The sequence below is a fragment of the Deltaproteobacteria bacterium genome (genome assembly GCA_019308995.1).
Taxonomy (GTDB): domain Bacteria; phylum Desulfobacterota; class Desulfarculia; order Adiutricales; family JAFDHD01; genus JAFDHD01.
The window spans coordinates 1-24,289 of the sequence record JAFDHD010000046.1; the positions used below are offsets into that span (position 1 = coordinate 1).

The window sequence follows — 24,289 nt, forward strand, 5'->3', positions numbered from 1 at the left end:
ATGCCAACGACCTCTCCCATTATTTTCCTCTCCTCTTTCATGACCCGACCTCCTTGAACAACTTCTTCTCACGTTAATGCAATTTCGTGTCCAAAGAAACCGGGGGCAACTCACATGAAGTAATTAACGATCTCGAATGGATCCCCGCTAGGAAAATGTAAAAAAACCTGGACGCGGACAAAGGGGTCAAAAACCTGACATCCAAAGATTTTGGCCATATCCGGGTCCGCAGGCACCGCTTCGAGATACATCTCGCCCCGGCCGATCTTCAAGCCGATTTTATCCTGCAAGATTCGAATAAGGGCCTTTTTTTCGACAATTTCCTCAAACGTGATATGAGAGGCCAGTTCCAACGGCATGAAGTTTTCGAAGAAGTGGAGCTGAGAGCGGTCACACATCAGAACACGGTGAATCTGCGCAACGGGGTCCTCATTGGCCAGGCCGAAAAACGTTCTAAGATCTTTGGCTATGCTTGTCTGGCCGACTTTTACGTTCCGAATTCCCAAGTGTTTTATTTCACTCTTCTGAACGGTATTCACAATATCCAGTAGGCTGGTGTAGATGGACTGTTTTTTTCCCGGTATCTTCTCTGAAACAAAGGTGCCCTTCCCTCGGTTTCGGGTTATGAGTCCCTCCTTTTCCAGATGGGACAGGGACTCCCGAATGGTGATCCGGCTGACCCCGAAATGCTCTGCCAGCCTTTCTTCACTGAGGAGCTTGCTGCCTGGTTCATACTGCCCGGAGAGGATTTTATTTCTAAGACTAGAAGCAATACGACTGTAAAGAGGAATGACCTCTTTGTTTATAAGGTCTTTCATGAATGGTTTCCCCTTGTAAGCCCTGAAAAAAGGCGCTTCTTGTAGATCCGCGGCACCATAGCACGATCGGCAAGCACGCGAAGCCAGGGGTCGGAGTGACGCCCAAGTTCAGAAGCTGCAGCGGCAATCAAATGCGCCGCGGCCGTGTCAGTCCAGAACCAGTCCTCGATCTGTTGAACCGTGCCCCTGCCCGGTTGGCCCTGCGCGGCTTCGGTGTACCAGGTCCGGAGATCATCACACCCCAGCCGGATCAATTCTCGAAGCTCAAGTTCGCTCTCCGTCTCAGGCGCGGGGTTGCCGTCCGCCAGCTTTCCGAGCAATCGGACGACCTGGGCGAGCCTCAAGCCGCTCACGGATGGCGCCGCCCTGCCTCGAGACTCGACGTAGACAGCATGCCACGGTTTGAGTTGTTCGATCTCTGTGAGCACCAGGCGCAAGCGCTCCGGTTGGTCTTCTTGATTGGGTTCGAACCTCACCGGGCAAGTCCACACGGTTTCGGTGTCCGTTTCGGTCTCGGGCGCATAGTCTGGGAAGTTTTCCAACACCGGCGGCCCATCCCGGCCTTCGAGCAGTTGGAGAGCAGCGCGCAGCACCCGAGTCTGAAACTCGGGTTGATTCGGGGCCCCAAAGGGCCGTCCCAAGGGAAACGGCACCGAGAGAAAACGGGGCGGCCGCATCTGCTCCGTATGTTCGCGAATGAGGCTGATCCCGGTCGTGGGCACTCCCTCATCTTCAATATAGTGAGCGACCGCACTGACCGCGCGGGTACAGTTGGGTCAGACCGGCGAGAGGACGACAGCGTTGACCTCGTCCTCTCGCAGCAACTGCCCCAACTGGCGCGCTGTGGGCTCGATCATCTCGGGCGACCAGCCTGCCCCCATCACCGAATAATGAAAACGCGCCACCGATCCGATTTCGCCCTGATTTACGAGTTCGCGAAGACGATCAATCGGAAATACTACATTGACATCTTCCCGAAAACCCATGCGATCAAAGTGCACGGACGAGTGTGTCATCGTCAGCTCTTCCCCGCGAATGTCCCCGGAAAGAACCCGGTAACTCAAATCTACCATCGAAAACTGGGTGTCGTCAACGCGATGAAGGCCGGCTGTGGTCACGATCGCGACACGGCGCTCGCGCAGTGAAGGCCCCTCTGCAAAGGGAGCCGTTGTAAATGGCTCGAGCTTCTTGCTTAACAGGTGGATGCGCTCTTCTTCGGGCAGATCCCGTAGGTTGACCATGGACCCCTTTCCTCCTTACATAAAAGAAAACTTTAATCGGCTTAAGCTGTTCTGTTGAAGCGGAACAGATAGTAATTAAGTTATATCTTTAATACCACTTATAATAAGGACCCTGGTATCGTGTCAAGAAAAAAAATGCTTAATCTTCTCTCTCATCATTATTACAGTTGAAAAAATTTTTCCAAAATCGCCTTGATTCGTTAGGCAGAGGGAAAGAACTGACTTCGTTCGAATGAAACGTCAATCATGCTCCATCATAGATCGAGGAGGCAGCTTCCAGAGCGCCAGGCTTAACTTTTACATCATGGGCCTTTAAAACAGTCTCCAGGGATGAAAGGAACAGGAAGACATTTTTCTTGCGGGAAGAATGTCCCATCAGGCCGACGCGCCATATCTTACTGGCAAGATCACCCAGGCCCCCGGCAATCTCTAAGCCGAAGTCATGGAGCAATACCTTCCGTACTTTTAAATCATCTGCTCCTTCCGGTATCCGAATAGCATTTAACATCGGCAAACGTTCCCTTTCGGGTACGAGCATTTCCAGACCCATAGCTTCCACTCCGGCCACAAGGCTTCTGTGGTTGAGCATGTGTCTGGCGAAACGTTCCTTTAACCCTTCTTCTGCTATGATTCGGAGCGCTTCACGGAGACCATAGATCATGTTGACAGGAGCTGTATGGTGGTATTTCCTCTCGGTTCCCCAATAATTTCCTACCATGCTCATATCCAGGTACCAGCTCACCACCGGGCTTTTTCGATTATCCAAGACCTCCATTGCGGCAGAGCTAAAAGAGATAGGGGAAAGGCCAGGCGGGCAGGATAAGCATTTCTGCGTTCCACTGTAAGCCGCGTCAATTCCCAAGTCATCCAAGGCAACCTCAATCCCTCCGAGTGAAGTTACCATGTCCACCATGAACAGGGCCTCAGATTCTTTGGCGATGCCGGCCAGATCCGCCAGGGGTTGACAGACCCCGGTCGAGGTCTCAGCATGTACAATCGCTAGCAGTTTCGGGCTCCGTCCTTGCACCGCTTTTCGAACCGTTTCCGGGTCAATGGCCCGACCCCACTCGCCGTCAACCCGGATGAGTTCGCCGCCTAGGCGATTGACGATGTCGCACATGCGTGTGCCAAACACACCGTTTACGCACACTACTACCTCATCCCCTTTCTCGACGAGATTCATAAAACAGGTCTCCATACCCGCACTGCCTGTCCCGGAGACCGGTATGGTCAAATCATTTTTTGTCTGGAAAAGAAACCTCAACAGAGATTGGGTTTCGTCCATAATGGATAAAAAACTGGGATCAAGATGGCCTATACACGGAGCGGACATGGCCTGAAGCACACGCGCCGGGACGTTACTCGGGCCTGGCCCCAAAAGCACTCGCTCGCCAGGATCAATATCCCTTAAATCATTAGGATTAAAACTCATTGAAGCCTCCTTATTATTTCTGTTCTGCGGCTGCCCTTGATTATGATCGCAATATGGAACATATCGGGAAAAGAGTTATAAACCTCTCGAACGAATCTTTTAAAAACCGGAAGGTCCAGAGCCGTGCATCCGGTTTTGAGTGAAATTCGAGCTCTTTGAAAAATGACTTCCTTTACAAGCGGTCGGAGTATAATGAAACATTGATCCTGTGTCAAACGGTGCTCAGGGCGGTGCTCAGGGCCGATCACCCATTAAATAAGGACTCTGTAATAGTGATGCCTTGATCTTTTAGGTTGATTTTTCTATCTTGATCGTATTAGATTTCTTCAACCGCGATGAGTTTGTAAGCGATTGAATTACAATAGAGATTTGTATTCAGGTCGGCCTATTATTAGCATACGTAGAGCTTGGGAGGATTTATGATGAGCAAGAAAAAAGTCGTAGCGCAGCTTCCGGGAACCGCTAGAACAGGCGACGTGTTAAAGCGTTACGCCTTGGAGCTCGAGGCTCTGGCCCCAATTGCCGACATACACGAAGTCAGGGGGCAAACAGAAGAAGAATTCATCGAAGGCGCTAGGGATACGGATGCCATTATCACAACATGGGGCATGCGTATTACTAAAAACATTATTTCTAAACTGGATCAATGCGTTGTGATCGGCGTGGGTAGTGTCGGGGTTGATATGGTTGATGTGGAGGCCGCAACCGAGGCAGGCATCGTAGTCACTAATGTCCCAGACGTATTTATCGAAGAGGTTGCAGATCACGCCATCATGCTCCTTCTGGCGGCTGCCCGGCGAGTTAAAGAGGAAGATCAACTGGTTCATAAAGGCGAATGGTTTAAAGGCCGACCCATATTGACCCAGATACCAAGATTATGGGGCCAGACCCTGGGCCTGATCTCTTTCGGCAACGTTGCTCGTGCCGTTGCCCGCCGAGCCAAACCGTTTGGTTTCCACATCGTCGCCTATGATCCATATGTGACTGAACTCAAGATGACAGGGGAGGGAGTTGAACCCGTGTCTCTCGGAGAACTGCTAGAACGCGCAGATTACATATCCCTGCATCTTCCTCTGAATGACGAAACTCACCACATGCTTTCTACAGAGGAGTTTAAGGCCATGAAGAGCACCGCCGTTTTAGTCAACACCGGACGCGGACCCACCATTGATGAGTCAGCACTGATCGAGGCTTTGCGCAACGAACAGATCGCTGCGGCAGGACTGGATGTCATGGAGCAGGAACCACCGGATCCACAGAATCCCCTGTTGCAGATGTCCAATGTCATCATTACCCCGCATGTGGCTTCAGCCACAACGCGAATGTGGCCTGAAACCCGACGCCGCGTGGGCCGAGAGGTCGCCTTGGCACTGACCGGATACTGGCCAAGAAGCTGTGTCAATCCCACGGTATTACCCAGGGGTACCCTTATGCGGTGGCAGCCTTATCCCATGGAAAGAGGCCCAAATCGCTAACCATTGGTATTTGGCCATTAATAGTCCTTAATGATTATGTTTAAAATACCTGGAAAGGAGGAGTTTACATGAAAGTCGCTGAGGCCATTGCCCAGACCCTTAAAAAGGAAGGAGTCGAGTTCATTATTGGGTATCCCGTAAACCCAATTCTTGAAGCGGCAGCGGTTGCTGATATACGAACCATTATCGTGCGGCAAGAGCGTATCGGTTTGCATATGGTTGATGCTGTGAGTCGCCTATCCTCAGGTGACAAGATTGGCGTGTTTGTCATGCAGAACGGTCCAGGCTCTGAAAATGCCTTTGGCGGGGTTGCTCAGGCCTATAGCGAATCCGTACCGATTTTAGTGATGCCAGCTGGCAATCCACGACGCCTGATGAACTATTATCCGAATTTTAATTCCTCCCTAAACTTCAAACATGTCACCAAATGGTGCGAGCCCCTGACCATGGGCCGTGCAATTCCTGAAGTAATGCGGCGTGCATTCTCCCAAATCCGCAATGGACGGCCCGGGCCTGTTTTAATAGAAGTTCCCCTTGATGTATTTGGGGAAGACGTGCCTGATTGGTGGGAGCATGTCCCCCCTATAAAGACACTAACGTCTCCTGATCCTAAAGCGATCAATGAAGTGGCCGAGGTTTTAGCAAACGCGGAGCGTCCTGTAATCTATGCCGGGCAAGGCGTACATTATGCCCGGGCCTGGGATGAGTTAAAGGAACTGGCAGAGTCGTGGAGTATTCCTGTTACCACCAGCCTGGAAGGTAAAAGCGCGTTTCCAGAAAACCATCCTTTGTCCCTGGGTTCTGGTGGTCGCTCCATACCCAAAGCCGTCAGACAATTTCTGGACGACGCAGACGTTATTTTCGGCCTAGGCTGTAGTTTTGCCCTCACCGCCTTTGGCGTGGCCATGCCAAGGGGTAAAACCATCATACATGCCACCCTGGATCCCATGGATTTCAACAAGGACGTACCGGCGCAATATGGGCTTATTGGAGACGCCAAACTGACATTACAGGCGCTGCTTCATGCGCTTAAAGATCGCAGCAAAGCAAAGGCGAAAGACCGCCAGGAAAAGATTCCTGCGGAAATCAAAGAGATAAAAAAGAGCTGGCTTGCAGAGTGGATGCCCAAACTTACTTCCGATGAAATACCTATCAATCCCTACCGGGTGATTTGGGACCTTTTGCACATCGTTGATGTGGCAAACACCATCATTACCCATGATGCGGGCAGCCCTCGTGACCAGATGTCACCCTTCTGGCAAAGTATCACTCCCCTTAGTTACATCGGCTGGGGTAAGACAACACAACTTGGCTCCGGTCTTGGGCTTATCATGGGTGCGAAGTTAACCCATCCCGACAAGCTCTGTATCAACCTCTGGGGAGATGCAGCAATCGGCATGACGGGAATGGATTTTGAAACCGCCGTACGTGAACGCATCCCCATACTCTCTATCTTGATGAATAACTTTTCCATGGCGATTGAATTACCCGTGATGCCCGTAGCGACTGAGAAATACCGAAGTACTGATATCTCCGGGAACTACGCGGATATGGCAAAGGCGTTTGGCGGATATGGGGAGCGTATCAGCGCTCCTGCAGAGATCATTCCTGCCATTAAGAGAGGTATCAAAGCCACTCAAAACGGTCAACCGGCCCTATTAGAATTTTTAACCAGCAAAGAAATATCCATTTCCAGATATTAGTTGTTACTATCGTTCAATTAAATTCAAACTAAGAGATTATATTCAAGGGACATTCCCTGGTCTGTCAGCTTGGAGAGGCTCTATACTACCCGCGATCTTTCTGCTGCCTTTACAGTTATTGCGGAATCGGCGATCTTTATGGTAAAATTTAGAAGATCACAAGTTAAGAATATATTATCTCAGCCCTAGTATTTGCGGGCTCGATTATGTAAGCCGTAATAGGCCATGATTATCGGTTTTTGTAAGGAATCTGTAATAGCAGATCAAGCCATAACTCGTTGTGTGGACATTAATTGGAGGTTTGTCAAAAGCCATCGGAAAGTAAAAAAACAGAACCAACACGGCAACTGCCGCATAATCTCAGTTAAAAAGTGGCGGTTTCTCCGCGCTGGGCTGAGCGTACAGGGAAATGGTCGTAAAAGGTCCGGATACAAGATAGGAGAATAATATGCGGTTAATGAGGGGCTTATTAATTTTATTGCTGCCCGCGGTTATATGCCTTGTATTCTTCCTGGCTCACCCCGCGGTCGCGGACTGGGAAGAGCTAGACATAAAGGACATAGTGGTCTGCAACGTGTACTGGGAGGACTACCGGGCCGTTAACCTCCCCAATCCCCGCGTCAGTAAGTTCGTAGTCACCTTTGATTCAGCAGCCGATCCCGGGCTGATAGAATCCATCACCATAAAAGGCCCGAGCGGATACACCTATGACATGAATATAGCGCCTTACAACCACAGGACCCTGAATGGCTACATCGGCTCCGGGCGCAGCATCTGGTTCATGGGTTTTGACCGTAACGGATTTTTAAAAAACGGCCGGTACGACATAACCTTGAAATATAAAAGCGGGCATGTGAGCCAAAAAGGCCGGGTCCTGGATTACTCCGATGATTTGCTCAACGCATATCTAAAGATAAAACCCGAGTTTTCACCGAGCGGAAACCTGCCGGATGACGCGGATTTAAGAAATATCACCCTGAAATGGACCGTGGTGCCGGGTATAGAGGCTAATTACATGACCCGGATCGGCACGAACAGAAACGACCAAAAATACTGGAGTAAAAGCTTCGACTGGGTGTTTCAGGACAGCATCTTCGGCTATGGCACGGGAAACCCCAACAACACCGGACTTAACAAAAGTGAGCTTAAAGTAAGAACAAGGCTAAGGCCCGAAAAGTGGTACCTCTGGTTCACCGAGATCCTGGATTCTAATGACTTTAACCAGATCAACATCGCCATTTTTTTAAAATACCAGTATTTCGTCACGGCCGAGAACCCGTGATGATCGGGCATAAGTTTTTCATCGTCAACTATTGGCCGGAAGGACTTAAAATATTACCCTTGCTCGCCAATAATGTTGGCTCGCTAAAGAAGTGGGGCATCCGCCCCCACACCCTAGCACTGACAATATCAGTGGATTTGAGTTAGATTAACCTCTTGATATTATTGGCGTCCCCAAGGGGATTTGAACCCCTGTCGCCGGCGTGAAAGGCCGGTATCCTGGACCTGACTAGACGATGGGGACACAAATCTGGTGGGCCGTGCTGGATTTGAACCAGCGGCTCTCTGCTTAAAAGGCAGATACTCTACCAACTGAGTTAACGGCCCGTATCATAAACCAGGCTTCAAAATCCTTTATGTAAATCCCTTTTATTGGGTTGTCAAGCCAAATATGAGCTTGCCAGGTCTGAAAATGCGCGAAGTTAAAACTTTTGGGCCAGGATGGCGCTTAAGGCAGAAGTGTTTAGCTCTTTTTCTATATTTTCCTTCACAATGCTGATACATATCTGTTATCTTCGATACCAAACTCCATTGGACCGGGCGCTTGTGCTTGCAGGCCGAACTTTAACAAACGAAAAAGTAAGAACGCTTTAGGTTCGTTATCCATGGTTTGAAATAAGGCAACCGCCGAACCTGCGATACCCGGCTGAGACGGCAGCCAAAATGAGGATTTGTCAGCCGCAAGTGAAAACTGTTAGTTTAAACTTCATTTTACTGTTTCTCGTGTCTTTGGCGCTCTGCAGGCCCCCGGCAGGCTGGGCAGACAGCCAGGTCCCGTTCGAGGCCCGCCCTGCCCTTGCCTTTACTCAGAATCTGTTTCAGGCGCGGGATTATTTCCGGGCCATCAGTGAAGCCAAGCGGTTCCTTTTCTTTTACCCGGAGCACCCGGAAGCACAGCAGGCGCGGGAATTGATGGAAAAATCCCGCGCCGCTCTCAAGAAAAGGATGAAGAACCATGAAAAAAAAAGACCGGGACCGGGCTCGCTGCGGGTTTTTCAGAATAAGACATCCCAAGCTGCCGGTGGAGGCCTCGCCGTGAGTCTTATTCGCTTCTACCAGAATCATTTGCGCACCTTTAAGACCTCAGGCTGCCCCTCCTACCCCAACTGCTCGGAGTATGCCATACAGGCCATCAACAAGCATGGAGCTTTTTGGGGGACCTTTATATACGTGGACCGTCTTTTTCGTGAGGTCACCACAGCCGGGACACCGCCCTTTGTCCGGTATCGGGGGCGAAACCTGCATTATGACCCCCTTGAAGCGAATGACTACTGGTTTGGGCGTCAGCCAGGGGACCGACCATGATCAAACGTCGCTTCATGATTGCCTTAATCATATTTTTCGTTTTCGTTACGAATCCATTTGCCTTAAAGGCAGAGCAGCCGGATTCTTATCTGGACTTTGCCTGGAGTTTATTTCGGAGCGAGGATTTCTACCGGGCCATTACCGAGGCCAAACGTTTTCTCTTTCTCAACCCTGATGATCCCCGCGGTGTGGAAGCCTACCTGTTGATAGCCAGGTCATATTTAAAAATAGGCCGGTACGCCCAGGCCAAAACATCTTTTATAAAAGTCGCAGCACAGAAAGACAGACCGGGCCTGGCGGCCGAGGCGATCTGGGAACTGGGGCGATGCCTGGAATTGCTCGGACCTCGGAGCGAAGCCTTGAACTATTACCGCCAATTGATTGAAAAACCGCCCCTGACACCTGCTGAAGCGACTGATATCCAGAATAAGGCTCGCTACAGGCTGGGCTGGCTGCTGCTTGAGGACGGTCAGTGGCTGGAATCCAAGGAGGTCCTTTCCAGCGTGGCAGCCGATCATCCTCTGGGTGATTCGGCGGCCAAACTATCGGGACAGGTCCGGGAGGGTCAGACTCTGCCTTACGTTTCGCCGGTTGCAGCCGGAATCCTTTCGGCCGTGGTCCCTGGCGCAGGGCAGATATACGTTCACCGGCCTGTGGACGCAGCCCTGGCCTTCGGCCTCAACGCCGCCTTTCTCTGGGGAACGATTGAAGCCTACCAGAAGGAAAGCTGGGCTGTCTTTACCCTCCTGGGCTTGATAGAGCTTTCCTTGTATGGCGGCAACATCTATAATGCGGTCAATGGCGGACATATCCATAACCGAAAGCTCAAAAAGGACTTTATAAAAAGACTCCACCGCGAGCATGCTTTGCGCCTCGGATATTCCCCTGTTTTCAAGGGGGTCTTCCTGTCCTGGACAATCATACATTGACTTTAACCGCCTCATTTTCTATACTTGCCTCGTTTCACCTGACGGTTAATTCAATTTAACTAATTGAAATAATTATTTATTATTAATAAGGAGGATAAAGAATGAGCAGGGACTATGATCTTAAAGATAAAGTCGCCATTGTCACCGGCGGCGCGAAAGGAATCGGTAAGGCCATCGCCTTCGGTCTGGCGGATTGCGGGGCGGCTGTCGTCGTGGCCTCGAGGACGAAAGATGAACTCGAGGCGGTTGCCCATGAGATCAAGGGAAAAGGGGGGAAAGCCTTCGCCGTTGTGACGGACCTCATGGCAACTGAACAAATTGATAATCTGGTCGAAATGACCATAAAAACTCACAAGCGCATTGACATCCTGGTCAATAACGCAGCCAGGAGTTTCTTAAGGCCCCTTATGGAACTCAGAGAAGACGGCTGGGATAAGATATTTAATACCAACTGCAAAGGCGCGTTTCTGCTTAGCCGGGCCGTGGCCAGGGTCATGATGGACCAGAGCGGCGGAAGAATCGTCAACATCACCACCGTCGGCGCAGTGCGCGGGGGTGCGGGCATGGGGGTCTATCACGCCAGTAAAGCCGCCTTGTCAATGCTAACCAAGTGTATGGCCGTGGAGTGGGCGCCCTATAACATTAATGTGAATGCCGTGGGTCCCGGCCTGACCAAGACGGCTTTCAGCCAGCCGATCTGGGCGAATCCTGAGGTGGAAAGAGGAATTGCCTCCAGAATCCCCAAGGGCCGGTTAGCTGAGCCTGAGGAGATTGTTGGCGCGGTGTTGTTTCTGTGCTCGGACGATTCGAGCTTTATTACCGGCCAGTCTATCTACGTGGATGGCGGGACTCTGGCCAATGCCTGATTTTAACAGGAGCAAAAAAACGGCCGGGAATGTTACAAGCCGGCGGCTTGCCAGGAGAGCCGCCAGGCCCTGTTTTTTTTAAATAAATTTCAGTAGCCAGGGAGTTTCCGAATATGTTCGAACCGTTTTATGAGGTCGTTTATAATGTCTCAAAGACCGTTTTAAGGTATGAGGCGGAATCGGGGCGCCCGGTTATCGGGGTCATGCCGGCTTACTTTCCCATGGAGTTGATTGACGCCGCCGGCGGCTACCCGGTTCAGTTGTGGGGGAACAACCTGCCTCTTGGGAAATCAGACGCTTACTTACAGGCCTTCTGCTGCTCGGTTGCCAAATCAGTTTTAGAGCTGGAGCTGGTGGGCGGGGCGAGGATGGTGAAGGGCTATGCCTTTACCTCCATCTGCGACACGCTGATCAACCTGCGTGAACTTTACCGGAGGCTTTTTCCAAAGCCAACCGTGGAGCTTTCGATACCGATAACGAGAACGGATGAAGCGCGCCGAACCTACCTGAAAAGCGTCATCGCGGGCGTTATTTCCGGTTTAGAGGAAATAACCGGGAGTAAAGTCACACCGGAGAGTCTGGCCGCAGCAAGCGGGCTGCACGGACGCACCCGGGAGCTTCAGCGGGAGCTCTATCGTATCCGACTCAGGCAGCCGGGTCTTATTAAGAACTATGACTTTTATATCGCCATCAAGGCCGGGTTCTTTTTACCGCGCGGCGTTTATAACGAGATGCTGGAGGCCCTGCTCGGGGACATAAACAGACTACCGGAGCCAAAGGGCCGGAGGACCAAGCTGGTTCTATCCGGTATGGTTTTCGATCCTGTCGAGATTTACAGGATCTTTGACGAACTGAGCATAGATATTGTGGACGACGATTTCGCCAATGGCTGGCGGACCGTGTCCAAGGGGAAGCTCGAAATTGAAGACCTGGTGCATGGGATTACCGATTACATCTTTAACCCGGCCCCATGTTGCTGCCTTTATAACCCGGACAATGACCGTCATCCCTATCTGGTGGAAAAAGTCAAGAAAGCCGGTGCCGAGGGAGTTCTTTTCTGGTATATAAAATTCTGTGAACCCGACGCCTTTGACCGGCCGCAGCTTATCCAGCGGCTCAAAAACGAAGGGATTCCAGCCGGTTTTTTCGACCTGGAGCTTTCCATGACTAATTTTGACGCCATTACCACCAGAATTGACGCCTTTAGCGAGATGATAGAGGGATAGTGTTATGACCGAATTTCAAGCGGCTTCGAAGATGCGAGAACTCATGACCGAGTATTATATCGAAGCCAAAACAACCAAGGAAAAGCCGATTGCCTGGATAACCAGCGGTGCTCCGGTTGAATTTCTTTATGCCATGGATGTTCTGCCTGTCTATCCTGAAAACCATTCAGCCATGTGCGGCGCGGCCCATCAGTCACTGCGGCTGATCGAAGCTGCCGAGGCGGAAGGTTTCTCGCCGGACATCTGCTCTTATGCCCGCACCGATTTTGGAGCCGATATGACTGGAGGGGGACCGATTCAAGGCCTGCCCGTGCCAGACATGCTCCTTTGCTCCACCAACATCTGTAAGACGGTCATCAAGTGGTACGAGGTGGTGGCCCGGAATTACGATGTGCCTCTTTTTATTGTGGACACGCCCTTCATGCACGATGGATTGACTCAAGACTTGATTGATTACACCACGGCCCAGTTTAAAAACCTGGAGGAATTTTTAATTGAATTCCTCGACCGCCCCTTTGACCATGACCGGTTTAAGGAGGTATTAAAATTCTCGGTCGAGGCGGCTGGCTTTTGGAAAAAGATACTCGAACTGGGCAAGACCAGACCCGCTCCCTTCAACAGCCAGGACACCTTCATACACCTCGCGCCCATTGTCACCCTGCGCGGCACTCAACAGTGCGTGGATTATTACAGGCTGCTTTACAAAGAAATTAGAGACCGTGCCGCAAATAAAGTCGGCTCAATTCCTGAGGAAAAACATCGCGCCCTGTGGGACAATCTCCCCATCTGGTTCAAACTTAGACATCTGGCGAACTTTTTCGAAGAAAAAAAGTGCGCCCTGGTCGTGGCCACCTATACCAACAGCTGGGGCGGGCTGGGCGATGATTACGATCCGGCTGACCCTCACGAAGGCCTGGCTAAAGCCTACCTGAGTATTTATATCAACTCTGGCTTTGAGCATCGCATCAACTACCTCGCCAGTTTGATTGATGAATACTCCCTCACCGGTTTCATTCTTCATTCGGACCGCTCCTGCAAGCCATACTCTATCGGCATGTACCGCATGCAGGAAGAGGTGTCCAGGCTTACCGGCAAACCGGGGGTGGTCATTGAAGGCGACATGTGCGACCCGCGAGCCTATTCCGACGCTCAAACCGAGACCAGGTTTGAGGCCTTTATTGAGTCCATGGAGAGTTTGTCGTGAGCTACTTTGGCGGTATTGACGTCGGCTCCTTGACCGCTGAGGCGGTCCTGATTGACGAGGCCTTAAACGTGGCCGGTTACGCGATCCTACCGACTGGCAATGATTCTCAGAAGGCCGGAAGCGAAGTCTATCAGGCGGCGCTCCATCAGGCCAATGTCCGTAAACCTGATGTGACCGATATTGTTTCAACCGGATATTCCCGGGCCCGGGTCCAAGAGGCGCAGGTCTCAAAAACAGAAATATCGTGCCACGCCCAAGGTGCGTTTCACTATTTCCCGGATGTTGGCACCGTCATTGACATCGGCGGGCAGGATTCCAAGGCCATTCGTATCGGTCGCGGCGGCCGTGTGCTTGACTTTGCCATGAACGACAAATGCGCCGCGGGAACGGGGCGTTTTTTAGAGGTAATGGCCGGTGCGCTGGATGTGCCGCTTGAAGAGATGGACGGCCTGGCCTTTGAAGCGACTGCCGAGATTACTATATCGTCCACCTGCACCGTCTTTGCCGAAAGCGAGGTCGTTAGTCTGATCAGCCAGGGCCGCAAGCCGCCTGATATTGCTTCCGCCATCTGCCGGGCCATTGCCCATCGCACGTCCGGCCTGGTGACGCGAGTCGGCGTGGCCGATACCGTGGTCATGACCGGCGGCGTGGCCAAAAACAAGGCGGTAGTCAAGATGTTATCCGAGAAGATCGGCCGTCCCATCAAGATACCCGAAGAGCCGCAGATCATCGGGGCGTTGGGCGCTGCCATCTTTGCCCGGGAGGGAAATGGTAATTGACGATTAAGGCCGACCGGAAGTTTTATCACCGGCTGTCTCCGGATTGCACTCTGAAGCTTTTAACAGGGTCGCCTGCGGACATTGGACACTGCTGGGACCAAAAACGGCTGACAAGGGAGGTGGCAGACTATGAACCCTGACGACTTGGTGATATTTGCTGGAAGCGGAAGTAAGCAACTTACGGTCCGAATCTGCGAGTACCTCAAAATCAAACCTGGGAACAGCGAGGTACTGCAGTTCTCAGAAGGAAATACCTTTGTAAGGGTCTTAGAAAACGTTCGAGGACGGCAGGTCTATCTGATTCAATCTACCGTCTTCCCGGCTAATGACAATTTCATGGAGCTGTTGTTCTGGATTGACGCTCTGAATCGTGCCAGTGCGGAATCGGTAACAGCGATTATCCCTTATTTCAGTTATGGAAAAGGGGATAAGAAGGATGAACCCCGGGTGTCCATCCGAGCCCGGGTCTGTGCGGATGCCATTGAAGTAGCCGGCGCTGACCGGATTGTAACCATGGACCTTCATGCGCCTCAGATACAAGGATTCTTCCGCATCCCGGTGGACAATCTTTACGCACTGCCAGCGTTGTGTGCTCGTATCCAGGCCATGCGCCTCGAAGACTGCATCATTGTTTCTCCTGACTCCGGTTTCGCCAAGCAAGCCAGGAAATATGCCTTATACCTCGGAACGCCGGTCGCCATCGCGGACAAGCAGCGTGTATCGCATGAGGAGAAGGCTGAGGTTCTGGAGATCATCGGTGACGTGCGTGGCAAGACTGCGGTGGTGGTGGATGATTTCACGATATCAGGCCGGACTCTCGCGGACGTGTCAGTGAAGCTGGTTGAGCGGGGTGCCGCCCAGGTGTACGCCATGGTTACTCATGGCGTTTTAACCGAGGGTTCTATTGAAAGAATTGACGCCAGCCCGATTGAAAAGCTTCTTATTACGGATACCGTTGAAAATCAACCTGTCAGGTTTTCGGACGTGATAGAGATAGTGCCAGTCGCTCCCCTCTTTGGTGAAGCCATTAAAAGAATTCATAAGCGGGAGAGTATCAGTGCCATGTTTCCAGAGTAAATATCTGTCATAATTTTAAGGAAGATTGCGGACAGTTCGTTTATATAGTATGCTAAACTCTAGCTTAAAAATGATCAAAGGAGCTTGCTCAAAAGAGCGCTATATCCCGACATCAGGAGGACATGGATGGCTGAGAGTTTTGTAAGCCCAACCCTTTATTTTCAAAAAACCGGCCATAAAAACACGGAAGCTGTTATGGAGCATGCAAGCAAGCGTGCCAGGGAACTGGGTCTGAAAAAAGTCCTGATTGCCTCAAATACCGGCTTCACCACCGAGGTTGCCCTTAAATATTTCGACCTCAAGGAATTTACCATCATCAACGTCACTCACGTCACAGGCTTTTCTGAACCCGATCACCAGGAAATGCCCGAAGAGGTCCGAGCCAGGCTGGAAAGCCGTGGAATCGAGGTCCTGACCGCAGGGCACGCCTTTGGCGGGGTTGGCCGAGGCATAAGACAGAAGCTGGGCGCCTTTCAGGTGGATGAAATTATGGCTTACACCTTAAGGATGCTTGGCCAGGGGGTCAAGGTTGGTGTTGAGATGGCTTACATGGCTGCTGACCGAGGTATTGTCCGCACCGACGAGGACGTCCTGACCATCGCTGGCACGGCCAGAGGGGCGGATACAGCCATGGTGATCAAGCCGGCTAACTCCCACCGGTCTCTGGAACTGAAGGTCAGAGAGATTATTGCCAAGCCATGGAGTCCATAAATGGGTCCAAACCTAATATACCTTGGCTTGTTAAACTGGAGGAACGGCTTAAGATAAAATGGCCATAAAAAGATACAGCGCCTTGGTCTTAATTTTTTTGAGCTCCCTGTGGTTTTACTCTTGTGCCACCACCTATCCTCTGGTGGTTCAAACAACCCTGCACACCGCCGATTCTCTGAAGGATTATTGTCAAAGAAACGGCATTGATTCCCCGAAAACAAAAAAGGCCTATGACTTCTTGATAGCCGGGAGGGAAAAGCTCAAGGCGGACGAAGAGGAGGAGGCTTACAGGTATTTTGATCTGGTAGTGCTGACGTACCGGCTGGCCATCGCGGAACAGGAATATAAGCTGAGCCAGGAACACCTGAAACAGGCTGAGGCGGCATTGGATAAGGCCCAGGAAGAACTGGATGCCTTTCGGAAGGTATTGAAGGAATTGAAACTGCCCATGATCGAGTCTAATATATAATCTATGGCTTTTACTTCAGGATGAGTCGGCGATGCGACGGTTGATCATTGTTTTAACGCTTATCCCTGCGATTTTTATCTTTTCAAGTCTGGAGGTTCAAGCAGAGGAGAATAATCCCCTTTTGTCTGAACTGGCGGCTCTGGAGAACCTCAAGGCCAGGCTTGAAGAGGCATCCCGGACCTTGCCTCAGGAAGATTCAAAATCCATGGATTCCGTTGCTCAGGCCCTCGCCAGGATCGAGGCGACTAAAAAGTTTCTGGCTAAAAAGCCCAAGAGCAAGAAGGCCCGGGACATGCTGGCCGCCTGCTCCCTGCTCACTGACACGGCGATTCTTCAGGTCAAAACAAAGATCAATGAGTACAGGATTCTTGAATTGCAAAAACAAAGAGAATCCGTGCACCAGGAGCTCAAAAGCACCTTTGAGAAGATAAAGCAAACTCAAGAGAAAATAAGCCGGATCGAGCGGGGTCATGTTTCTAAGTTCAGGGATGATCTGGCTAAAGAAAGACGTAAGGCCGAGGAGCAATGGGAAGAGGCCAAATTGAGGTTCAGTGAACTGCAGAGCGAATTGATACAGGTCCAAAATGAGGCGCGTCGAACCGTTATCACCGTTTCTGATCTCCTTTTTGGCTTCGATAAATACGATTTAACTAGCGAGCTCAAGATCAGTCTAGCCAGAATTGCAGGAATCCTGTCAGTCTTTCGTGAACTGAATATCAGGGTCGAGGGCCATACCGACAACCGGGGGACAAAAGAGTATAACCAGGAGCTTTCTGAAAAACGCGCCCATAATGTCATGGATTTCTTGATTGCTCAAGGAATCAATCCAGCACGCCTCACCGCGGCTGGCTATTACTTCAGCCGACCCGTAACCAGCAATGATACTCCAGAAGGCAGACAAAAAAACCGGAGGGTCGAGCTGGTGATACAGGAAAATAAACAGAAATAAACATCTAAGCTGATAAACGACAAGCTCGGGTCAAGAGAAGAATAACCGGAAAAAAACAGCCTGGCCTCTACCTTGTTTTGCTCCTTGTCCCAAGGGATAACACCACCACGACAGCTATAAAGAAAACCGAAATAAGCAGGACATCCTGAAAGGCGGACGATATGGCTTGCTGGTTGGCCGCAGCTGCCTCAAGACCCTGCTGGCTCAGCTCGTTTATATGGATAATCTTTCGCGCGGAGTAAACAGTTCCGGCCAGGGCCGTTCCCACCGCAATTCCTACCGACCGCTGGGTAGCAATCAAGGCAGAGGCGGTACCAAGACGTTCCTTTGTGACCGCTCCCATAATGGTGCTGTTGTTTGGGGATTGAAATAAGCCCATGCCAAGTCCGAGTATGACCAGAACGGGAACAATACCCATAATCTGCGTTTGAAGATCAAAGCCGCGCATGAGTATAAAGGCGATGGTGGTCACCAGCGCCCCCATGGTCGAAAACCAGACCGATCCGAAGCGGTCGGAAAGCCAGCCGCTGATTGGCCCGACGAATATGGAGGTCATGGAAACTGCGGCCAGAATGAGCCCGGCCTTGGCCGGGACGAGTCCAATCCCCTGGATCAGATAAAAAGGCATCACCAGGATGTAAGCGGGGTAGGCCATGAAGGTCAGGAAAAGGCCCCATATTGCACTTGAGAAGACACGGTTTGTAAAGAGGGATAGATCAACTATCGGATTAGAGGCGCGCCGTTCAATGAGTACAAAGGAAAAAAGGGAAAGGATGCCCAGCCCGATCAAAAGGGGAACTAGAAGAGATTTGGCGCCAAAACGATTGATCGTACTGACCCCGAAGATGATCAAGGCCAGTCCGGCTGAGGAACTCAGTATTCCTAACAGATCAAACTCTATCTTGCCAGCTTTCACCTGGTCCTTTTTAAGGAAGGTCATGGCCATAAAAACTGTCAGAAGTCCTACTGGCACCCGCATGTAAAAGATGGACCGCCAGTGGAGCCATTCCAGTAGCAAGCCGCCGAGAATGGGACCCAGGATGAATCCAGCCGAGACCGAAATGCCCAATAGGCCAAGGCCCTGTCCTCTTTCCTCTGGAGGGAAGGACTCTGCCACAATGGCTGTCCCGCAAGAGATGGCCATAGCCGAACCGACCGCCTGCAAAACCCGGAAGATAATCAACTGGGCGATATTCTGGGATAGAGAACAAAGAATCAGGCCAATTGTAAAAATGACCATACCTGTCCCATATATCTTTTTTCTGCCTATCTGGTCACCAACTCTGCCTAAAAACAACAGCAGGCTTGTACTGACGAGAGTATAGGCCAGGGTGACCCACATGACCGTGGTCAGCTCCGTGTTTAACACCCTGGTCAAGATTGGAAAGGAGATGTTGACGATACTGACATCCATGGTGCCCATGAAGGTACCAAGAGCCACAGTGGCTAAGGCTTTCCACTTATAAGAGGTCATATTGGTCTTTTTCAAAAACTGAATCGTTTCGGTCTGATGGTCTGGCTATTTTACCCTTCTAAGGATGCGGGTCCAAGCAGGGTTATGCCTGAAAATAAACAGGCGTTGAACATAACAAACCAGACGGAAGAAAGTCAAATTATACAGCTTTTATACTATCATGGTTGGAACAGATTAACATGCAAGGTCACGGCCTCCTTGACAGGGTATTCCCTTGTTCCCTATAATTCCTCGGTGGAGAAGGAGGTTTTGCCAATTCAACGCATGCGATATATAAAACCTGGATGGGACCCTCTAAACTGGCATCCGGTCTCGCTTCAAGCGAACCTGACCGGGGCGAGATTTATGGGACGAAGTGATCAACCCTTACTCCTTGAAGGCCGCTTTTTTCAAGGCTCCGCCATTATCCTGAACTGGTTGAGGAGACAATGAGCACTGTATTGGAAGCCGAAAGGGGCCAGGAGACACTCTCACCCTTCGAGCCTCTGGCCATCAAGGCTCGCTACAAGCCGCCCCGGGCTGCGATTGACCCTGACCGGTCCAAGGGCTGGATTAAGCGCATTCTACCCATTGTACTGGCTCACAGGGGCATCTTTGGGATTGCCCTTTTCAGCGCCTTCATTGCCCTCCTGATCCAGATCACCATACCGCGTGTCCTGATGCAGGCCATTGACCAGGCGCTGGTGAACAAAACAAGTTCACTCATGTTCTTTGTCTGGCTTCTCTTCGGATTGGCGGCCGCTCGAGGGATCTTTGCCTATATCTACCGTTACCTGCTTTTCCACACCGCTTTTTTGATCGAATTCGACCTTCGATCGCTTATTTACGAACACCTTACCCGGCTCTCATTCTCTTTCTTTGATCGAGTTCAATCCGGCCAGATTATCTCGCGGTCCAATTCCGATATTCGAGCTGTGCAGATGTTTCTGGTCTTCGGTCCGTTCATGACCATCAATATGTTGACTTTTTTCATTGCCTTGGGGCTGATGCTGACCATACACGCTCCCCTGGCCCTGGTCTCATTACTGCCTTTGCCTTTAGTCTATATTGTCGGTCTCAGGATGCGGCAGCTTATATTCCCCATCTCGTGGATTGTCATGGCGCGCACGGCTGATTTAGCGACCATTGTTGAAGAAAACATCACCGGCGTGCGGATAGTAAAATCATTTGCGGCTGAGCGCCATCAGATCAAGCTGCTCGCCAAAGCGGCTCAAGCCTTGCGCTGGGCCACGCTCAATCAAATCGGCATCAGAGCTCGTCACGCCCCGCTCATGGAAAACCTTCCCAGGCTGGCCATGGCTCTGGTCCTTCTCTATGGCGGATATCTTGCCATTCTCGGGCAGGTTACAATTGGAACGCTGGTGGCTTTCAACTCTTATGTCATCATGCTTCAAGCTCCTTTCCGGATGCTGGGTTTTTTAATGATGATGAGTCAGCGTTCCGCAGCCTCGGCCGAGCGCATTTTTGAGGTGCTGGACGAACAGCCGGAAATAGCAGACCTTCCCGGGGCGGTTGATCTGAACGATCCACAGGGGGAAATTGAGTTCAGGAACGTCAACTTCTCCTATGACGGGGGGCCAAGGGTCCTGTCCAACCTCTCCTTACGGATCCTCCCGGGTGAGACCGTGGCCGTGGTGGGACGCACAGGCACAGGCAAAACGACTCTGGCCCGCCTGCTTACCCGTTTTTACGACACCAGTAACGGCGAAATCCTGATTGATGGCCAAAAAATACGCGAGCTGACCCTTAAGAGTCTCAGGGCGCATGTTGGCGTGGTGCTTGATGAGCCGATCCTCTTTTCCGTCTCCATTCGCGACAACATCGCCTACGGCCGGCCAGACGCATCCTTTGAGGACGTGGTGGCGGCAGCCAAGGCCGCCGGCGCCGATCATTTCATCCACGAACTAAAGGACGGGTACGACACCGTCATCGGTGAGCGCGGCTATACCCTTTCAGGCGGTGAACGGCAACGTATCGCCATCGCCCGCACCCTGCTGGTTAATCCTCGCATCCTGATTCTTGATGACGCTACGAGCGCAATTGATGTGAAGATCGAGCAGGAGATTCATGAGGCGCTGCGCATTCTGATGCGCGGGCGAAGCACCCTGATCATCGCTCACCGGCTCTCGACCATCAGTCTGGCCGACCGGGTGGTGTTGCTCGAAGACGGGCAGATCGTGGCTCAAGGCGCCCATGCCGAGCTGATGCGGTCCGAACCGCGCTACGTCGAGGTCCTGGCCCGCGCCGAGGAAGAAGAAGTCGAAAAAGAACCCGCTGAAAGGGTCGCCCCCAAAGAGGCTCGGATCACGAAAACGGGCCTGGATGGCTTTGAAGAGGCGCTCAAGGAGGTGACCGATGTCTAGCGGATCATGGGGAGGATTTGGCGGAGGGACCTCCTCCAGCATGGCCTCAGGGCTGCCTTTCGCCGGCATCCCGTCAGAGCTGGCCGCCAGGGTGAAGAAGGCCCTGAAGGATGAGCCGAAACATAAAGAGATTCAGTTCGAGTTCAGCCATATTGTCACTGACTGGCGGCCTCTGACGCTCTGGCGCTTTGTAGCTCCCCACTGGCAGGCCCTGACCCTGGCCTTCGGGCTGGTCATATTCGAAATTCTAGCGCAGCAGGCCGGCCCGCTGCTAACAAAAATCGGCATTGATAAGGGTATCATTCCGGGAAATGTAAGCGTCCTTGCCTTGGCAGCCTTGGGCTACCTTGGCGCCGTGATTGTAAACGGCCTGGCGAGTTACGGTCGCATCACCTGGACGGGACGGGTGGGCGAACGGCTTATGCTTGCTCTTCGCCTGCGGATATTTTCGCATCTCCAGCGTCTCTCCATTGATTTCTTCACCGAGGAAAAAGCGGGTCGGCTCATGAGCCGGATGACAAGCGATATAGAAGCCCTGTCGGTTCTCTTCCACGAAGGCATGATCAACCTCATCGTGCAGGGCCTGACCATGATCGTGGTCACGGTGATCCTGTTTTCCTTGAACGTAAAATTGGCCGTTATCACGGTGTTACTTGTGATCCCGGTCATGGCCGTGCTTACCGTGTGGTTCAAACAGGTTTCAGACCGGGGTTATGGCATCGTCCGCGAACGGATCGCCGATGTCCTGGCCGATTTCCAGGAAAGCCTCACCGGTATCCGCATCATCACCGCCTTCAACCGGCAGCGCCATAATATCATTAACCACCGAAATGTTGTGGGCAGGCATCAAGACGCTAATCTATACATCGCCCGCATTGGCGCCCTTTACAGCGCCAGCGCCGACCTGATCGGCCTTGGAGGCAGAGCCCTGATCCTGCTCATTGGCGGCCGCATGCTTTTAAACGGCGATCTGACCATCGGCGAACTCACGGCCTTTATCCTCTACCTGACCGCCTTCTTCGCCCCGATCCAGCAGCTTGTCCAGGTTTATAATACCTACCAGCAGGGACAGGCCGCCATAGTCAAGCTCCGTGACCTGCTGGCCAACCAACCCAGTGTTCCCGAAGCACCGGACGCCAGACCACTGCCGCCGATCAAAGGCGAAATTTCGCTTAAAAACGTGACCTTTGGATATGAACCTGACCAGGTCGTGCTTCGGGATTTAAACCTGAACATACGACCGGGCGAGACTTTCGCCCTCGTGGGTGCGACTGGCGCTGGAAAATCCACCATTGCCAAGCTGGTCATCAGGTTCTACGACCCTAATCAAGGACAGGTGCTGATTGACGGGCAGGACCTGCGCGGCATTAGCCTGGAATCACTCCGCCGCCAGCTCGGTTACGTGCCTCAGGAGCCTTTTCTCTTTGCAGGCACTATCCGCGACAACATTATTTTTGCCCGGCCGGAGGCCACTGATGAGGAAGTATGGGAGTCTTGTCGGGCCGTTGGGATTGGCGACCTGATTTCAACCATGCCAGATGGAATTGACACCATCTGTCACGAACGGGGCGCCTCCCTCTCCTCAGGCGAACGTCAGCTAATCGCTTTAGCTAGGGCCTTTCTTGCCCGGCCGCGAGTGATTGTTCTTGACGAAGCGACCTCGAATCTCGACCTCGCCTCTGAAGCCAGGATCGAGCGCGCCCTGGATGCGTTACTCGAGCATCGCACCGCCATTATCATCGCCCACCGCCTGACGACCGCCATGCAGGCTGACCGTATCGCGGTGGTGGACCGCGGCCATATTGCCGAACTGGGCTCTCATGATGAACTTCTAGCCCGGAACGGGCTTTACGCCGACATGTACGCCGCCTGGATTGAACACGCTGAGGAGGAGACAAGTTATTAAAGAGGACTTCAGGGGGGTGAATGAAGATTGTTAAAAGGCCCGGCTTCAACGGTGAATGAAAACAGCCAACTCACGCGGGTCGAATCCTTCATCTATTACCTGGATTCCCGCGTAAGCAGGAATCCATGTGCAGAAAAATAATATCCAAAAGAAATATAATTCAGACAATCGCTATAAAATAATCGAGCAGTTTATAAAAAAGCTGAAGGCTCCAGCTTCCATATCGCTTGAAGCCAGAGCCTTCATGGGAATGGATTCCTGATTTAAAACTCGGAAGAGGACTTACCTCTCAACAGCGGTATTAATAAAGCAGCCGCCGCCGCCACCGCCATCATCGCCATCGCCGTCGTCGCCATTATCGCCGTTGCCACCAGCATCAGTAAACAGGTTATAAGATCTAGTTTTTCCTTGATCCATCTTTCCGCCAACAGTTGATGTATCCCCGTCTCCGGTGACTGTTCCGCCCATAATGCCGGAACCACTCAAGGTGAAATTCCCTGTGACGGTTACAGGTCCTTCTGGGGTTGTCATCGTTGCGGAGGGGGTAATAGTACCAGAATTGTTTATAGTCACGGGTCCATACATTGACCCCTCGCCTGCGGATCCGTAACAATACCAGGTTCCTGCAAGATTAGCGGTGGAAAAAGATCCACCGCCCTTGATACCGATGATGGCGATAAATTCCTGTTCACTTGGGCCGATTAAAAGGAAAACGTCGGTTCTGTCCTGGCTCATAAATCCATAAATGATATGCCCTGTTTCTTGAGTGGAATCAGTTATGGAAGTTATGGACCCAGTTATCATGCCATTCTCATCCACGATCAGATTGCCGCTTTCAAATGTTGTGGGCGGACTGTCTGAGTCGGTAAAACTGCCGCCAGTAACAGTTCCATCCGCACCGATATTGATAGTTCCATACCCGAATCCTTCATCGCCTCCGCCCACAATGTGCCAGGTGCCTGCCAGATCGCTGGTTTGGCCGCCGCTCTTGATAAAAAAAACCGCTCCCGCGTCTTCAGGAGAGTCTTCAATCGCCACAAACAGATTCCTTCCCTGGTCCATCCTCCCGGTATTAAAGGTC

Annotated in this window: 21 protein-coding genes and 2 tRNA genes; 15 read left to right on the forward strand and 8 right to left on the reverse strand. The window is 51.7% G+C overall.

The window, feature by feature from the left end:
• Positions 1 to 110 precede the first annotated feature (110 nt).
• From JRI95_09265 to JRI95_09280, 4 genes are all read right to left on the reverse strand, one after another.
• Positions 111 to 818, reverse strand: a complete 708-nt coding sequence (locus JRI95_09265) for a GntR family transcriptional regulator (protein ID MBW2061736.1) — start codon at positions 816 to 818, stop codon at positions 111 to 113.
• On the reverse strand, positions 815 to 1,294 hold the full coding sequence (locus tag JRI95_09270) for a hypothetical protein (GenBank protein ID MBW2061737.1): 480 nt from the start codon (positions 1,292 to 1,294) through the stop codon (positions 815 to 817). The genes JRI95_09265 and JRI95_09270 overlap by 4 nt, the downstream gene beginning before the upstream one ends.
• Positions 1,295 to 1,594: 300 nt before the next feature.
• Complete coding sequence (locus tag JRI95_09275) at positions 1,595 to 2,059, reverse strand: selenoprotein B glycine/betaine/sarcosine/D-proline reductase (GenBank protein ID MBW2061738.1); 465 nt, start codon at positions 2,057 to 2,059, stop codon at positions 1,595 to 1,597.
• A gap of 244 nt (positions 2,060 to 2,303) precedes the next feature.
• On the reverse strand, positions 2,304 to 3,491 hold the full coding sequence (locus JRI95_09280; GenBank protein ID MBW2061739.1) for an alanine--glyoxylate aminotransferase family protein: 1,188 nt from the start codon (positions 3,489 to 3,491) through the stop codon (positions 2,304 to 2,306).
• A 422-nt stretch (positions 3,492 to 3,913) separates the two neighbouring features.
• On the opposite strand from JRI95_09280, the gene JRI95_09285 reads away from it, so the two are divergent.
• From JRI95_09285 to JRI95_09295, 3 genes are all read left to right on the forward strand, one after another.
• A complete protein-coding gene (locus JRI95_09285; GenBank protein ID MBW2061740.1) occupies positions 3,914 to 4,966 on the forward strand; it encodes a C-terminal binding protein in 1,053 nt (350 codons plus the stop codon).
• A 68-nt stretch (positions 4,967 to 5,034) separates the two neighbouring features.
• Positions 5,035 to 6,669, forward strand: a complete 1,635-nt coding sequence (locus JRI95_09290; protein ID MBW2061741.1) for a thiamine pyrophosphate-requiring protein — start codon at positions 5,035 to 5,037, stop codon at positions 6,667 to 6,669.
• 448 nt (positions 6,670 to 7,117) lie between these two features.
• Positions 7,118 to 7,951, forward strand: coding sequence for a hypothetical protein (locus JRI95_09295; GenBank protein MBW2061742.1), 834 nt, complete (start codon positions 7,118 to 7,120; stop codon positions 7,949 to 7,951).
• A gap of 165 nt (positions 7,952 to 8,116) precedes the next feature.
• Here JRI95_09295 and JRI95_09300 read toward each other — a convergent pair.
• Both JRI95_09300 and JRI95_09305 read right to left on the reverse strand, forming a co-directional pair.
• Positions 8,117 to 8,194 (reverse strand) — tRNA-Glu (locus tag JRI95_09300).
• A gap of 7 nt (positions 8,195 to 8,201) precedes the next feature.
• Positions 8,202 to 8,277, reverse strand: a tRNA-Lys gene (locus tag JRI95_09305).
• A 357-nt stretch (positions 8,278 to 8,634) separates the two neighbouring features.
• Between JRI95_09305 and JRI95_09310 the strand changes: the two genes are divergently transcribed.
• From JRI95_09310 to JRI95_09355, 10 genes are all read left to right on the forward strand, one after another.
• Positions 8,635 to 9,255 (forward strand): membrane protein insertion efficiency factor YidD, encoded by a 621-nt coding sequence (locus tag JRI95_09310; protein MBW2061743.1) that lies wholly within the window; start codon positions 8,635 to 8,637, stop codon positions 9,253 to 9,255.
• The gene (locus JRI95_09315; GenBank protein MBW2061744.1) at positions 9,252 to 10,184 is read left to right on the forward strand and encodes a tetratricopeptide repeat protein; all 933 of its coding nucleotides are present in this window, start codon (positions 9,252 to 9,254) and stop codon (positions 10,182 to 10,184) included. The genes JRI95_09310 and JRI95_09315 overlap by 4 nt, the downstream gene beginning before the upstream one ends.
• A 101-nt stretch (positions 10,185 to 10,285) precedes the next feature.
• Positions 10,286 to 11,050, forward strand: coding sequence for an SDR family oxidoreductase (locus JRI95_09320; GenBank protein MBW2061745.1), 765 nt, complete (start codon positions 10,286 to 10,288; stop codon positions 11,048 to 11,050).
• A 113-nt stretch (positions 11,051 to 11,163) separates the two neighbouring features.
• Positions 11,164 to 12,276, forward strand: coding sequence for a 2-hydroxyacyl-CoA dehydratase (locus tag JRI95_09325; GenBank protein MBW2061746.1), 1,113 nt, complete (start codon positions 11,164 to 11,166; stop codon positions 12,274 to 12,276).
• Positions 12,277 to 12,280: 4 nt separating this feature from the next.
• Positions 12,281 to 13,480: a 2-hydroxyacyl-CoA dehydratase gene (locus JRI95_09330; GenBank protein MBW2061747.1), complete on the forward strand. Its 1,200-nt coding sequence runs from the start codon at positions 12,281 to 12,283 to the stop codon at positions 13,478 to 13,480.
• Positions 13,477 to 14,259 carry a 2-hydroxyglutaryl-CoA dehydratase gene (locus JRI95_09335; protein MBW2061748.1) on the forward strand — a complete coding sequence of 261 codons (783 nt, stop codon included), beginning with the start codon at positions 13,477 to 13,479 and terminating at the stop codon, positions 14,257 to 14,259. The genes JRI95_09330 and JRI95_09335 overlap by 4 nt, the downstream gene beginning before the upstream one ends.
• A 129-nt stretch (positions 14,260 to 14,388) precedes the next feature.
• On the forward strand, positions 14,389 to 15,336 hold the full coding sequence (locus JRI95_09340) for a ribose-phosphate diphosphokinase (protein ID MBW2061749.1): 948 nt from the start codon (positions 14,389 to 14,391) through the stop codon (positions 15,334 to 15,336).
• Positions 15,337 to 15,462: 126 nt separating this feature from the next.
• Positions 15,463 to 16,047: a hypothetical protein gene (locus JRI95_09345; GenBank protein ID MBW2061750.1), complete on the forward strand. Its 585-nt coding sequence runs from the start codon at positions 15,463 to 15,465 to the stop codon at positions 16,045 to 16,047.
• Between the two features lie 58 nt (positions 16,048 to 16,105).
• The gene (locus JRI95_09350) at positions 16,106 to 16,516 is read left to right on the forward strand and encodes a hypothetical protein (GenBank protein MBW2061751.1); all 411 of its coding nucleotides are present in this window, start codon (positions 16,106 to 16,108) and stop codon (positions 16,514 to 16,516) included.
• A 31-nt stretch (positions 16,517 to 16,547) separates the two neighbouring features.
• Positions 16,548 to 17,465 (forward strand): OmpA family protein, encoded by a 918-nt coding sequence (locus JRI95_09355; protein ID MBW2061752.1) that lies wholly within the window; start codon positions 16,548 to 16,550, stop codon positions 17,463 to 17,465.
• Positions 17,466 to 17,532: 67 nt separating this feature from the next.
• On the opposite strand, the gene JRI95_09360 is transcribed toward JRI95_09355, so the two are convergent.
• Complete coding sequence (locus JRI95_09360) at positions 17,533 to 18,939, reverse strand: MFS transporter (GenBank protein MBW2061753.1); 1,407 nt, start codon at positions 18,937 to 18,939, stop codon at positions 17,533 to 17,535.
• 428 nt (positions 18,940 to 19,367) lie between these two features.
• On the opposite strand from JRI95_09360, the gene JRI95_09365 reads away from it, so the two are divergent.
• Together JRI95_09365 and JRI95_09370 are read left to right on the forward strand one after the other, a co-directional pair.
• Positions 19,368 to 21,302: an ABC transporter ATP-binding protein gene (locus tag JRI95_09365; GenBank protein MBW2061754.1), complete on the forward strand. Its 1,935-nt coding sequence runs from the start codon at positions 19,368 to 19,370 to the stop codon at positions 21,300 to 21,302.
• Positions 21,295 to 23,208, forward strand: a complete 1,914-nt coding sequence (locus JRI95_09370; GenBank protein MBW2061755.1) for an ABC transporter ATP-binding protein — start codon at positions 21,295 to 21,297, stop codon at positions 23,206 to 23,208. Before JRI95_09365 ends, JRI95_09370 begins: the two co-directional genes overlap by 8 nt.
• Before the next feature lie 282 nt (positions 23,209 to 23,490).
• Here the strand turns inward: JRI95_09370 and JRI95_09375 are convergent, their stop codons facing one another.
• A complete protein-coding gene (locus JRI95_09375) occupies positions 23,491 to 24,270 on the reverse strand; it encodes a hypothetical protein (protein ID MBW2061756.1) in 780 nt (259 codons plus the stop codon).
• Positions 24,271 to 24,289: the final 19 nt, after the last annotated feature.

Bases quoted from the DNA above. Each gene is read 5' to 3' on its own strand.
- JRI95_09345 (MBW2061750.1), top strand. From the start codon at position 15,463: ATGGCTGAGAGTTTTGTAAGCCCAACCCTTTATTTTCAAAAAACCGGC.
- JRI95_09265 (MBW2061736.1), bottom strand. From the start codon at position 818: ATGAAAGACCTTATAAACAAAGAGGTCATTCCTCTTTACAGTCGTATT.
- JRI95_09320 (MBW2061745.1), top strand. From the start codon at position 10,286: ATGAGCAGGGACTATGATCTTAAAGATAAAGTCGCCATTGTCACCGGC.
- JRI95_09275 (MBW2061738.1), bottom strand. From the start codon at position 2,059: ATGGTCAACCTACGGGATCTGCCCGAAGAAGAGCGCATCCACCTGTTA.
- JRI95_09355 (MBW2061752.1), top strand. From the start codon at position 16,548: ATGCGACGGTTGATCATTGTTTTAACGCTTATCCCTGCGATTTTTATC.
- JRI95_09340 (MBW2061749.1), top strand. From the start codon at position 14,389: ATGAACCCTGACGACTTGGTGATATTTGCTGGAAGCGGAAGTAAGCAA.
- JRI95_09370 (MBW2061755.1), top strand. From the start codon at position 21,295: ATGTCTAGCGGATCATGGGGAGGATTTGGCGGAGGGACCTCCTCCAGC.
- JRI95_09285 (MBW2061740.1), top strand. From the start codon at position 3,914: ATGAGCAAGAAAAAAGTCGTAGCGCAGCTTCCGGGAACCGCTAGAACA.
- JRI95_09315 (MBW2061744.1), top strand. From the start codon at position 9,252: ATGATCAAACGTCGCTTCATGATTGCCTTAATCATATTTTTCGTTTTC.
- JRI95_09375 (MBW2061756.1), bottom strand. From the start codon at position 24,270: ATGGACCAGGGAAGGAATCTGTTTGTGGCGATTGAAGACTCTCCTGAA.
- JRI95_09295 (MBW2061742.1), top strand. From the start codon at position 7,118: ATGCGGTTAATGAGGGGCTTATTAATTTTATTGCTGCCCGCGGTTATA.
- JRI95_09350 (MBW2061751.1), top strand. From the start codon at position 16,106: ATGGCCATAAAAAGATACAGCGCCTTGGTCTTAATTTTTTTGAGCTCC.
- JRI95_09290 (MBW2061741.1), top strand. From the start codon at position 5,035: ATGAAAGTCGCTGAGGCCATTGCCCAGACCCTTAAAAAGGAAGGAGTC.
- JRI95_09360 (MBW2061753.1), bottom strand. From the start codon at position 18,939: ATGACCTCTTATAAGTGGAAAGCCTTAGCCACTGTGGCTCTTGGTACC.
- JRI95_09330 (MBW2061747.1), top strand. From the start codon at position 12,281: ATGACCGAATTTCAAGCGGCTTCGAAGATGCGAGAACTCATGACCGAG.
- JRI95_09280 (MBW2061739.1), bottom strand. From the start codon at position 3,491: ATGAGTTTTAATCCTAATGATTTAAGGGATATTGATCCTGGCGAGCGA.
- JRI95_09365 (MBW2061754.1), top strand. From the start codon at position 19,368: ATGAGCACTGTATTGGAAGCCGAAAGGGGCCAGGAGACACTCTCACCC.
- JRI95_09325 (MBW2061746.1), top strand. From the start codon at position 11,164: ATGTTCGAACCGTTTTATGAGGTCGTTTATAATGTCTCAAAGACCGTT.